Origin of the sequence: Enterococcus sp. DIV0703, from assembly GCF_051711065.1 — a bacterium.
In the GTDB taxonomy this organism is placed as follows: Bacteria; Bacillota; Bacilli; order Lactobacillales; family Enterococcaceae; genus Enterococcus_B; species Enterococcus_B hirae.
On sequence record NZ_JBIOLX010000001.1, the window covers coordinates 232,559 to 245,380 of the forward strand.

The following is a 12,822-nucleotide window of genomic DNA, read 5'->3' on the forward strand; positions in this document are numbered from 1 at the left end:
TTGCCCATTATAAATTATCAGTCAAAGAATCCTCAACTAGAAAAATGGGTTCTTTGACTGATTTTTTTCTATTTTTTGTTTTAGTTGGAATTAAAAAGTGTAGGAGACATGGATTCGTTTCTTGCAGAAGATAAATAAATTCAGGCGACAAAAAAGCTGGGCTCTCGATAAGCCCAGCTCTTCGTATGCGGAAGGAATCAAATAAACAAAATAAGTGTAACTTTCCATGCCCCATGCAAAGTACCGTGTTGAATTTCTTCTTGATAAACAAAAAATCTTGTTTTTGTTACATCTTCAACAGTTGAAACATCTCTTGATTCTATTCAGTTTTCAGATATTCATGTTCTTCTTTTTTACGTATCATGTTACTTCTGGTTTAGATACTGCATGATCTAACGCCTCATACGCATTCACTATTTGTAAAAGATTATACTTCACATGACCTCATTGGTGAAACCTGTACCTTTTAACAACTTTGTTTGCTTATACTAATCTATCGAGAAATTCTTTTGTTTATTTGATGGTATCCTCCTTCCTTACACTTATAATATAGCACACTTTGTTAGCGGTTGCAAAAAAGAAGCTCACGAGATATGCTTATTTTAGAGAAGCAACAAGCGGTATAGTTGAATAAGGCAATTTAACAATGGTATAGTAAAATAAGTACCTTTTTTGTGTGCTTAAAATAAAGGAGGAATAGGATGGATGATTTTAAGAAAACAGTGAAAGAAGTGGAGAGTGAAACAAAAACAACAATTGAACAGGGGTTAACGACCCAAGAAGCAGAAAAAAGAAGTCAAGAACAAGGGAAAAACAAATTTGAGGAAGCGCCTAAAGAGTCATTGGCAAAAAAGTTTTTACGAAGTTTATCTGATTTTACTACGATTATTTTACTTGTAGCAGCAGTCATTTCTTTTTATACTGCCTTTGCCACCGAACATGGGGATTTATTTGAAGGACTGTTGATTATTGCGATCGTAATCATTAATTCAGTATTAGCTATCGTACAAGAAGGAAATGCCGAAAAAGCGTTGGAATCTCTTCAGGATATGAACAAGCAAACTGCCACAGTCATCCGAGATGGCAAAGTTGAAAAAGTGGATGCTGAACACCTAGTTGTGGGAGATGTTCTGGTCTTGGAATCTGGCTCAGCTATTGCGGCGGATGCTCGATTAGTTGAAACCTCGCAATTAAGAGTAGAGGAATCGGCACTGACTGGTGAAAGTGAAGCGGTCGAAAAAGATGCAGATTATGTGAGTCAAGAAGATGATGCCTTAGGTGATCAAATCAATATGGTGTTTAAAGGGTGTACAGTCGCAGCTGGTCGTGGGAAAGCGATTGTGACCGCTATCGGGATGAAAACCGAAATGGGTAAGATTGCTGGACTTTTAAATGACAACACTGCTCAAAAAACACCATTACAAATTCGATTGAATCAACTAGGCAAACGCATCAGTTTTATCGCATTAGCTGCTGCAGCGTTAGTGTTTATTATTGGTGAACTCCAAGGAGAACCCTTACTGGAAATGTTTATGACGTCTATTTCTTTAGCCGTCGCTGCGGTGCCAGAAACATTGACAGTTATCGTTACATTGACTTTAGCATATGGTGTCCAAAAAATGGCGAAGAAACATGCCATTATTCGTCAGCTCCCCGCAGTTGAGACTTTAGGAACAGCCAATGTGATTTGTTCAGATAAAACGGGAACGCTGACACAAAATAAAATGCGTGTCCGCCGAGTTTGGAGCAAAGAAGATGAAGTGACTGATGTAGAGGACTCAATGACCAATAGTGCGATGGAAATCTTGAAGATGGCTGCTCTTTGTACCGATGTGACGGTCGAAAAAGAAAATGATGAATTGATTGTCAAAGGAAACCCTACAGAAGCCGCGATCGTACGAGCGGTTGAAGAAAATTATCACACAAAAGAGGAATTAGAAGAAAAGTACCCGAGAGTGGCAGAACTACCCTTTGATTCAGACCGTAAGATGATGACAACGGTTCATCAAATGGGTGAAAAATATATTTCAATTACGAAAGGCGCTTTTGACGTCCTAGCTTCGCGTTTTACTTCAGGAGACATTGAACAGGCCACGATCGTCAATGACAGTTTTGGGAAAAAAGCTTTAAGGGTCATTGCGGTAGGTTATGCTACCTATGAAGAAGAACCGCAAGAAATCACGTCAGAAGCATTAGAAAAAGATTTACGTTTGATTGGTTTGATCGGCATGATTGATCCGCCTCGTCCTGAAAGTAAAGGAGCAATCAAACGAGCAAAAAAAGCAGGAATCAAAACAGTGATGATCACAGGAGATCATGTTGTTACGGCTAGTGCCATAGCCAAAGAATTAGGGATTTTATCAAATCCAGCCGAAGCACTGTCGGGCTCAGAACTACAAGCACTATCTGATGATGAATTAGACGAGCGTGTCAAAGACCTTTCTGTTTATGCTCGTGTTACGCCGGAAGACAAGATCCGGATCGTTAAATCATGGCAACGAACTGGTGCCGTGGTGGCTATGACTGGAGATGGCGTCAACGATGCTCCCGCTTTGAAGGCAAGTGACGTAGGGTGTGCAATGGGAATCACTGGAACTGACGTGGCACAGAGTGCATCAGATATGATCTTGACCGATGACAACTTTGCAACGATCGTCGATGCGGTTAGTCAAGGACGTTCCGTCTATCAAAACATTCGTAAAGCGATCAACTTTTTGTTGAGTTGTAATGTCTCAGAAATTTTTATTGTGTTGATTGCGATGCTAGTGGGCTGGGGAGCACCGTTTACAGCAGTTCAATTGTTGTTTGTCAACGTGGTTGCTGATGGGTTGCCTGGATTTGCTTTGGGGCGTGAACCAGCAGAAAAAGGGATCATGGACGAAGCACCGATTCCTAAGAATGAAGGGATTTTTGCTCGAGGATTACTACAAAAAATTGCGATCAATGCGACTATATTTACGATCGTGACTTTGTTTGGTTATTATTTGGGAAGCTATGTCGATACTATTAGCCCTTGGGTCGATGCAGGACAAGAAGTTGGACAGACAGTTGCCTTTTTAGTGTTAGCATACTCGTCAATCCTCCATGTATTCAATGTGCGTAGCAGTCAGTCAATTTTCAAAGTGAACTTAGCAACGAATAAATCGTTATTGGAAATGGCGGTACTTTCATTGGTCATCACTACGGTCATTGCACTTTTACCGTTTACCCAAGAACTCTTTGGCTTAGTGCATGTTAGCTTAAACCATTGGTTGTTAGTAGGCTTTTTATCAGTCGTACCTGTGGCTGTGAATGAGTTGATCAAATTTCATCAATTGCCTGAAGCAGAAGAAGAATAAATCAAAAGAGCTTGGGACAAAAACGAACAGCCCAAGCTCTTTCGCATGTAAAAAATGGCTAAAAGACGTTTAAACAGCTGACTTTCAGTAGGGAAAGTTGATGCGAGAGATTTCTCTTTCCTGCTTCTGCGGTTACTCGTCACATTCTACTTGGCGTGTTTTGTTCTTAATTTGTTTTACTTTCTTTTTGCCTTGATTGATCAAAAACAACGTAAGTAATGACATAGAAAGTAAATAGATAAAATTAAAGAACCAATTGTTTAACAGACTTCCTTCCTTTGGTAAATAAAACTCATAAATATAAATATAGAAAATATGAATAAAATAAAGTTCTTGTGAATGAAGAGAAAGATAATTACTGATAAGGGCGAAGAAATTCCCTTCATATTTAGCTAACATATACCATAAGAAACAGCCACAGAAACAGCCATATAAAATAAAAGGCAACTGTGGTGGGTATTTAAAGTAAGTTAATCCATGGAGTCCGTAGAGATAGAAACTAATGCTTAAGTAACATAAGATAACAATTGATAAGTGTAATAGTTTTTTTCGGTCTAATTGAAAAACAAGTAATCCTAGTAAAGCAATCGGACAATAGCCAAAAGCTAAAGGAACGAGTTGAGTATAAAGGATTTGCCATGAGCTTGGAACATAAGGAATCAAATAAACTAAAAAGATTTGGAGGATTAATAATAAAGTGAAAATACCAAGTATTTCTACAAAGTGCTGGTATTTTTTGCTCAATTTATACAGGAAGGGCATGAGTAAAGATACAAGAAAAAACGTTCGCATAATCCAAGCATAACCATAACCTGTATCCATGAAAAAAGCGTGCAAAATATAAAAAATATTAAATTGATAAGGAGTATCGGTAATCTGAGCAATGAAAAAAAGTGATGTAAATAATAACGCCAGAAATATATAAGTTGGAACCATTAAACGAGTGAATCTTTTTTTGACATAGGAAATATAGGAGAGATTCTTGCTGCTATAGTAATAAGAAATAGCTAAACAAAAGGCCATTAATGGCACATCAAAACAACGCAAATTGAACAGGATTCCTTGTAATCCTGTATGAGCAAGAATGATACACAAAATTGCTAATGCTCTCAAGTGATCAATTTTTTGATTGCGTGATCGTTTCATAAAATAATCATCCTTAATAAAGTGGCTGGGGCAATAGTGACTCTATAATTTGAGGTTGAGACAAAATTGTTCAGTATCAAGAAATAAGAAAGAATTTCCGAAAATTGATAAGAAATACAAACACTAGTTTTTGATGTTGATTGTTACCTGCTTGGTGCTCCTCAAATTTTCCGAAGATACTAGTTTTATCTCACCGTTTATTCGTATTTAGAAATACTAGAAGAGACTGAGACAAGTTTTGATATGCTCCCCCTATATAGGACACTGAAATATAAAAGTCCTGTATAGGGGGGATTTTGTATGCCGAAAAGAAAGATGAAACTCACTCCAGAAAAACGAGTAGAACTAGTAGAAAGCTATTTGAATGGTGAAGACAGTATGACCAGCCTAGCTCGCACTGCAGGCATTAGTTGGGCTGCTTTAAGTAACTGGGTTATGCTTTATGAGAATGAGGGGCCTACTGGCTTATTAGCAAGACGAAAGAATACACACTATACGATTGAAACAAAGATTCAGGCTGTAAATGATTACCTAAATGGTTTAGGGAGTCTGTCGGAAATTACTAAGAAATACGGACTAAGACAGTCTAAACAACTACGAAATTGGATAAAGATATATAATACTCATGGAAACTTCAAAACAGAAAGCGGTGGAAGTCAAATGAGTCAATCAAGAAAAACAACCTTCAAAGAACGGGTGGAAATTGTCCACTATTGTATTGTGCATGATCATAACTATGGCAAAACGGCTATCAAGTATCAGGTATCGTACCAACAAGTACGTAATTGGGTACTAAAATATAAGGAAATGGGCGAAGCCGGCTTAAAAGATCGTCGAGGACATCGAGCTGGAACAGAACCCAGTCGGACACCAGAAGAAGAAATGCGTGATCGACTGGCTGAACAAGAACGCAAAATTAAACTGTTAGAAATGGAAAATGACCTCTTAAAAAAAGTCAGGGAGTTAGAAAGGAAGTGGGACTAGACCTCATCCGTCATATCTTTGAATACCAAGCAATTAAGGAACTCCATGATCTCAAAAATTATTCGATAAAATTAATGTGTGATTTTTTACACGTCTCCAGATCAGCGTATTACCGTTGGTTAAAGCAACCAAAATCAGCTCAAACTATCTTTAACGAGCACCTGGCAGACCTAATAAGATACATCTATGAAGCAGATAACGACAAGGGGTATCGGAGAATCCGTGACGATTTGGTTCAAAACTTTGGTTTGCACGTCAATGACAAAAGAGTCTTGCGGATTTGTCGTAGTCTTCAAATTAAATCTACCGTCAAACACCAGCCAAGCGGAATTACTAAAGCGTCCAATAATCCTTATCATATTGCCAAGAACTATCTAAATAGAAATTTCCATGCAGATAAACCAAATGAAAAATGGCTAACTGATATCAGTGAATTCAAGTACACTCTAGGAAACCAAGTAAAAAAAATTTATCTTAGTGCCATTCTAGACTTAGCAGATCGGCGTATTGTTTCTTTCGTCATTAGCGATAGAAATGATAATAAGTTGGTTTTTGATACCTTTGACGAAGCGATTCGACTTGAACCTGTGGCTCATCCGCTATTCCATAGCGATCGAGGGTTTCAGTACACCAGTAAAAACATGAGAAATAAAATCAAAAATCAAGGGATGAAACAAAGCATGTCTCGTGTAGCCCATTGTATTGATAATGGGCCAATGGAAGGGTTCTGGGGAACATTGAAACGTGAAAAATACTATCGTCGTAAATTTACAAGACGCGAAGATCTCGTATCGATGATCGAAGATTACATCAACTACTATAACAATGGCCGTTATCAACGATGCTTGAAATCCAAAACGCCATTACAAGTTCACCAACAGCTTTTAATGGCAGCGTAATAATCGTATCTCTTAGATGGGTGAAATGTCCTTTGTTTCGCACATCTGAGGGATACGCCAACCAAGCGCAGCCGAGGTTTAAACAATGAAAAACAAAAGAACTGTTTGCCACAAAATTAGCAAACAGCTCTCTAAAAATTTTATTATATTTCCGTGTCCACTTGACGGGGAGCCAACCACCTTTTAAACTGTCTTTTGCTTGTTGTTTCAGTTCTTTTGAAGATAGCATGAGTTTCACTCCTTTTTATTTATGCCATAAGTATAACAAAGAAGAAACAATTTGGCTTTCTTTATCTTTTATCTGTTATTATAATTTCTTTAAAAAATGAAGGTTAAATAAACACCTGTTACCCAATGAACCCTTGCAAAAAAGAGTTAGAACGATTATGATGATGGGAGTTGTCAATGCGATTATTATAGAGAAAGTAGGGAATTGAATGACACAACCTGCCATTCGTTATCGTTTAATCAAAAAAGAAAAACATACCGGTGCCCGTCTTGGTGAATTGATCACTCCTCATGGGACATTTCCCACACCAATGTTTATGCCTGTGGGAACACTAGCAACTGTCAAAACCATGTCACCTGAAGAATTAAAAGCAATGGGCGCGGGAGTCATTTTAAGTAATACGTACCATTTATGGTTAAGACCTGGAGAAGACTTGGTAGAAGAAGCAGGCGGCTTACACAAGTTCATGAATTGGGATCAACCGATTTTGACAGATTCAGGTGGTTTTCAAGTGTTCTCGCTAAGCGATATGCGTAACATCGAAGAAGAGGGTGTCCATTTTAAAAATCATTTAAATGGTTCTCGGATGTTTTTATCACCAGAAAAAGCAATTAATATCCAAAATAAATTAGGGTCAGACATCATGATGAGCTTTGATGAATGTCCTCCTTTTGATGAAAGCTATGATTATGTCAAAAAATCAGTGGAAAGAACCTCACGTTGGGCTGAGCGAGGCTTAAAAGCCCATCTGAATCCTGATCGTCAAGGATTATTTGGTATCATTCAAGGAGCTGGGTTTGAAGATTTACGTCGCCAAAGTGCAAAAGATTTGATCTCAATGGATTTCCCTGGCTATTCAATCGGTGGTTTGTCTGTTGGCGAACCTAAATCAGAAATGAACCGTGTGTTAGAGTTTACAACACCATTGATCCCTGAGGATAAACCTCGTTATTTAATGGGTGTTGGTGCAGCAGATTCATTGATTGATGGCGTGATTAGAGGAGTCGATATGTTTGACTGTGTCTTGCCTACACGTATCGCAAGAAATGGTACTTGTATGACTTCACAAGGACGCTTAGTCGTGAAAAATGCACAATACGCACATGACTTCCGCCCAATCGATGAGAAATGTGACTGCTACACATGTAAAAATTATACACGTGCGTATATTCGTCATTTGATCAAATGTGATGAAACATTTGGGATACGGTTAACGTCTTACCATAACTTGTACTTCTTATTAAACTTGATGAAACAAGTGCGTCAAGCGATCATGGATGACAATTTATTAGAATTTCGAGCAGCCTTTTTTGAGGAATATGGGTTTAATAAAGAGAATGCCAAAAGTTTCTAATCTTTTTCACTAAATTTATGTAAAAAACTAGTGTCTCACGCCTTTTTCTGCTAAAGTTGAGTGTGTAGATACATGTTAGTGAGGTGAAAAAAATGGGATCATTACCAATGTTAGTCATGTTCGTTGCTCTTTTAGCAATGTGGTATTTTATGTCACGTTCACAAAAGAAACAACAACAAGAACGACAAAATTTACTAGACAGTATGAAATCAGGCGATGAAGTAGTTACAATCGGCGGATTACATGGTGTTGTTTCAGAGATCGACAATGAAAAACGCACAGTTGTTATAGATTGTGAAGGGATTTTTCTAGAATACGATCGAGCAGCCATCAAAACGGTTAAACCTGGAACTGTCGTAACCAATGATTCGACAGTAAATACGGTAGAAAAAACAGAACCAAAAGTTGCTGAAACAGTAGAAGTGAAAGAAGAAGCTACTGAAACTGTTGAAACACCTGAAGATAGTAAAGAAAACAAATAGGTAAAGCTTAGTAGTTGAGTCTGAGACGGTGTCTCGGGCTCTTTTTTTATCCTAAAACTCTGACTTTGTTAAGTTTTGAATAAACTGTTTTTTTGATAAAATACTTTGGATAATTAGGATAATAAATAAAAACACTGATAAATAAAGGATTTAATCGAAATTTAAAAAACTGTGAAAAAAATCACAATAAAGGTTTACATCTGAAAAGGTTTGTTGTATGATGAGAATGTGAATTAATTAACAAACAACCATGACCCATTAGGAGGAAGACAATGGCTAAAGTAATGGAGAAAGAACAACCAAAAACTATTGATGTTCAAGGAATGATTGATGAATTAGCAACGAAAGCAAATGTCGCATTAAAAGAGATGGAAAACTTTGATCAAGAAAAAGTAGATCATATTGTGCATGAAATGGCAATGGCAGCATTAGATCAACATATGCCGTTAGCTAAAATGGCAGTTGAAGAAACTGGTCGTGGGATCTATGAAGATAAAGCGATCAAAAATATGTATGCTTCTGAATATATTTGGAATAACATCAAGCACGATAAAACAGTTGGTGTCATCAATGAAGATGTTCAAAAAGGCTTGATTGAAATTGCTGAACCAGTTGGTGTGGTTTGTGGGGTAACTCCAACAACTAACCCAACATCAACGACAATTTTTAAATCAATGATCGCGTTGAAAACAAGAAACCCAATCGTTTTTGCATTCCATCCAAGTGCTCAAAAATCTTCTGCTGAAGCAGCACGTGTCGTTCGTGACGCAGCGATCGCAGCTGGCGCACCTGAAAATTGTATTCAATGGATTGAACATCCATCGATTGAAGCGACTTCAATGTTGATGAATCATCCAGGGATCGCAATTGTTTTAGCTACTGGTGGGGCAGGAATGGTAAAATCTGCTTATTCAACAGGAAAGCCAGCTTTAGGTGTTGGACCAGGTAATGTACCAGCATATATTGAAAAAACAGCAAAAATCAAACGAGCAGTGAATGACTTGATCGTTTCTAAAACGTTCGATAACGGAATGATTTGTGCTTCTGAGCAAGCAGTAATCGTTGACAAAGAAGTCTATGCTGCAGTTAAAGCAGAATTCCAAGCACATCAAGTCTATTTTGTGAAACCAGCTGAACTTTCAAAATTAGAAGATGCAGTGATGAATGAAGGTAAATACGCAGTAAATCCAGCAATCGTTGGACATTCTGCAATGGACATTGCAAAACTAGCTGGCATCAAAGTTCCAGAAGGGACAAAAATGTTAGTAGCTGAATTAGAAGGTGTCGGAGCGGATTACCCTCTTTCACGTGAAAAACTTTCTCCAGTACTTGCAATGGTTAAAGCAAACAATACAGAACATGCCTTTGAATTATGCGAAGGAATGTTGAACTTAGGCGGATTAGGCCATACTGCAGTGATTCACTCAGAGGATGAAGAGCTACATGTGAAGTTTGGTCTACGGATGAAAGCTTGCCGTATCTTAGTAAATACTCCTTCAGCAGAAGGTGGAATCGGAAATATCTACAACGAAATGATCCCTTCACTAACTTTAGGTTGTGGTTCATATGGTAAAAATTCTGTTTCTAGAAATGTAAGTGCCATCAACTTGATCAATGTCAAAACTGTAGCGAAACGGAGAAATAATATGCAATGGTTCAAATTACCACCAAAAATCTTCTTTGAAAAGAACTCTTTGCTTTATTTAGAAAAAATGGAAAACGTAGAGCGTGTCATGATCGTTTGTGATCCTGGTATGGTGCAGTTTGGTTACTGTGATACGGTTTGTGAAGTACTATCAAGACGTAAGAATGATGTGAAAATCGAAGTCTTCTCAGAAGTTGAGCCAAATCCTTCAACAAACACAGTCTATGCAGGAACGAAATTGATGGCTGATTTCAAACCAGACACAGTGATTGCATTAGGTGGCGGTTCTGCAATGGATGCTGCTAAAGGAATGTGGATGTTCTATGAACACCCAGATACTTCATTCTTTGGAGCAAAACAAAAATTCTTAGATATCCGTAAACGGACATATAAGATCGATAAACCAGAAAAAACACAATTTGTGTGTATTCCGACAACTTCAGGAACGGGTTCTGAAGTAACACCTTTTGCCGTTATCACAGATAGTGATACACATGTGAAATATCCATTGGCAGATTATGCATTAACACCAGATGTAGCAATCGTCGACCCACAATTTGTCATGTCAGTACCAGCTTCTGTCACGGCAGATACAGGGATGGACGTATTAACTCATGCGATTGAGTCTTATGTTTCTGTTATGGCTTCTGATTATACAAGAGGATTGAGCTTACAAGCAATCAAATTAGTCTTCGATTACCTAGAAAAATCAGTGAAAACTCCTGATATGGAATCACGAGAAAAAATGCACAACGCTTCTACAATGGCAGGGATGGCATTTGCGAACGCCTTCTTAGGAATTTGTCACTCAGTTGCGCATAAAATTGGTGGAGAATATGGTATCCCACATGGTCGTACAAATGCCATTTTATTACCACATATCATCCGCTATAATGCAAAAGATCCACAAAAACATGCAATGTTCCCTAAATATGATTACTTCCGTGCAGATACAGACTATGCAGATATTGCTAAGTTCTTAGGGTTAAAAGGACAAACAACAGCGGAATTAGTTGAAGCTTTAGCAACAGCAGTTTATGAATTAGGACAATCAGTTGGAATCAATATGAGCTTGAAGGCGCAAGGTGTAACACAAGAAACCTTAGATTCAACGGTTGACCGTATGGCAGAACTTGCTTATGAAGATCAATGTACAACAGCAAATCCAAAAGAGCCATTGATCAGTGAGCTAAAACAAATCATTATTGATGCTTATAATGGTTAATTCAATACAAGTATAGTTAATCAAGCCCCTTTTCCAGATAAAGATGATCTGGAAAGAGGGGCTTTTTTTGTCGGAAAGGGGATCAATATCGTTAGAACTAGCGTAGGAATTTCTTTTGTTAGAAAAAAACGATTAATTCGCTTTTTTAGAAAAAGTAGTTTTATCAAGACCGATGAACCATGTTACTTTAGATAAGTAAAAATGAAAAAAGAAAGGAAGTTGTTAGGATGACAAAACCATTATTTGAGAAAACAAAAAATCAAGAAAATATGGGAAAAGAACAATTGATGTCAACCGTTGATTCATTAGAAGTCAAATTGCGGGAAAACTTAGAACCACTTGAAAACGTACACAAATGCACTGAGCTATACATAGAGTTGAAAAATGAACTAAAGAGAGAAATTGAAGAACGGGCTAAGAAAAGAGAGGATTGGTATAAGAAAAAGCATTCTCAAATTAAAAAAAAGGAAGATTGTGAGCAGGAACTTCAAAACGCAGTGAAAGCAAAAAAAAATGCATTATATAAAAGCACCAAGCGAGTACATGGTGAAACGATCAAGAGCAAAAAAAAAGAGCTTAACGAAATAGCAAAAGAAATCAAAAATTGCAAGTCTGAGATAAAAAAACTGACGAAGGAAATGCAGTATTTAACTGGTAGGAGAGGTGAAAAATGGATCGATCATTCTTTATTAAAGTACGTGGTGAACACTAAAGTTGTCGCAGATGAAAAAAATACACCGGAGGATGACAAACTAAAAGAGGAAGCAGCAACCGAAAAAAATATAGCAGCAAAAGAAAAAGTAACAACAAAAGAACTAAAACTGGTTACTAAAGAATTGACTGAAAAACAACGAAAGCAACAATTAAAAAATAATCTCCACAATCTTAAGGAGCTAGATCAAACGTTAAAAAAATTAGGGAATGTAAAGAATCCTTGTTTTAATCAAAATAAAATAGACTATTATGTCATAATACGTTTATATCTTAAAAGATCTATGCAGCTAGAAAAAATTATACGATTCAGGATTAACCCTGGCGGAAAAACGCTCAATCTATTTAGTGGTGGTAAAGTGGATAAAAAACGAAAAAAAATAGAACGAGATCTTCAGATGAGTTGGAGAGATATTTATAGTTATCTACTAACCAATCCAGATAACTTTAAGCGTGAAACAGCAGTTCAGGAAAAACAGCAGGGGAAAAAACAATTGACTGATCTAATAAGCAAAGAACTAGGGAAAGTATGTGAAACGAGTAGTCCTGAGATAGGGAAGGGGATGGGTATAATAAAACCTAGCGCTCCGCCAATGATGCCAGGAATGGAATTATAGCCGTTTGTCAAAGATACATAGGTTTTATTTTTGTTTATCAGATGAAAAAGAATTGGTATCCTATTATTTATCGCATGAAAACTTGAACAAAAGTATGAAGTGATTGGTGAAGGATAAAATAGAGTCAACGCCATAAGAAAATCTCATTCTAAGAAAATTTTGTATTTTTGTAGACAAAAAAGGTCGTCATTC

General features: G+C 37.2%; 8 protein-coding genes. 7 read left to right on the forward strand and 1 reads right to left on the reverse strand.

Annotated features, from left to right (window positions below; all coding sequences use genetic code 11):
• Nucleotides 1–701: 701 nt before the first annotated feature.
• Entirely contained in the window at nt 702–3,338 is a 2,637-nt protein-coding gene (locus IGK81_RS01155) for a cation-translocating P-type ATPase (protein WP_034698735.1), read from the forward strand.
• A gap of 132 nt (nt 3,339–3,470) precedes the next feature.
• On the opposite strand, the gene IGK81_RS01160 is transcribed toward IGK81_RS01155, so the two are convergent.
• Entirely contained in the window at nt 3,471–4,484 is a 1,014-nt protein-coding gene (locus IGK81_RS01160; protein ID WP_438757376.1) for an acyltransferase family protein, read from the reverse strand.
• A gap of 300 nt (nt 4,485–4,784) precedes the next feature.
• Between IGK81_RS01160 and IGK81_RS01165 the strand changes: the two genes are divergently transcribed.
• The 6 genes from IGK81_RS01165 (at nt 4,785) to IGK81_RS01190 (ending at nt 12,630) form a co-directional block, all read left to right on the forward strand.
• Nucleotides 4,785–5,468 (forward strand): helix-turn-helix domain-containing protein, encoded by a 684-nt coding sequence (locus IGK81_RS01165; RefSeq protein WP_034700759.1) that lies wholly within the window; start codon nt 4,785–4,787, stop codon nt 5,466–5,468.
• A complete protein-coding gene (locus tag IGK81_RS01170) occupies nt 5,459–6,367 on the forward strand; it encodes an IS3 family transposase (RefSeq protein ID WP_197538272.1) in 909 nt (302 codons plus the stop codon). The genes IGK81_RS01165 and IGK81_RS01170 overlap by 10 nt, the downstream gene beginning before the upstream one ends.
• Before the next feature lie 437 nt (nt 6,368–6,804).
• Nucleotides 6,805–7,950, forward strand: a complete 1,146-nt coding sequence (gene tgt, locus IGK81_RS01175) for a tRNA guanosine(34) transglycosylase Tgt (RefSeq protein WP_010720296.1) — start codon at nt 6,805–6,807, stop codon at nt 7,948–7,950.
• Between the two features lie 92 nt (nt 7,951–8,042).
• Nucleotides 8,043–8,432, forward strand: coding sequence for a preprotein translocase subunit YajC (gene yajC, locus IGK81_RS01180; protein ID WP_010720295.1), 390 nt, complete (start codon nt 8,043–8,045; stop codon nt 8,430–8,432).
• Between the two features lie 272 nt (nt 8,433–8,704).
• The gene (gene adhE / locus IGK81_RS01185) at nt 8,705–11,302 is read left to right on the forward strand and encodes a bifunctional acetaldehyde-CoA/alcohol dehydrogenase (protein WP_034699334.1); all 2,598 of its coding nucleotides are present in this window, start codon (nt 8,705–8,707) and stop codon (nt 11,300–11,302) included.
• 269 nt (nt 11,303–11,571) lie between these two features.
• Complete coding sequence (locus tag IGK81_RS01190) at nt 11,572–12,630, forward strand: hypothetical protein (protein WP_431379532.1); 1,059 nt, start codon at nt 11,572–11,574, stop codon at nt 12,628–12,630.
• Nucleotides 12,631–12,822 lie beyond the last annotated feature (192 nt).

Bases quoted from the DNA above. Each gene is read 5' to 3' on its own strand.
- IGK81_RS01155 (WP_034698735.1), top strand. From the start codon at position 702: ATGGATGATTTTAAGAAAACAGTGAAAGAAGTGGAGAGTGAAACAAAA.
- IGK81_RS01160 (WP_438757376.1), bottom strand. From the start codon at position 4,484: ATGAAACGATCACGCAATCAAAAAATTGATCACTTGAGAGCATTAGCA.
- IGK81_RS01165 (WP_034700759.1), top strand. From the start codon at position 4,785: ATGCCGAAAAGAAAGATGAAACTCACTCCAGAAAAACGAGTAGAACTA.
- tgt (WP_010720296.1), top strand. From the start codon at position 6,805: ATGACACAACCTGCCATTCGTTATCGTTTAATCAAAAAAGAAAAACAT.
- yajC (WP_010720295.1), top strand. From the start codon at position 8,043: ATGGGATCATTACCAATGTTAGTCATGTTCGTTGCTCTTTTAGCAATG.
- adhE (WP_034699334.1), top strand. From the start codon at position 8,705: ATGGCTAAAGTAATGGAGAAAGAACAACCAAAAACTATTGATGTTCAA.
- IGK81_RS01190 (WP_431379532.1), top strand. From the start codon at position 11,572: ATGGGAAAAGAACAATTGATGTCAACCGTTGATTCATTAGAAGTCAAA.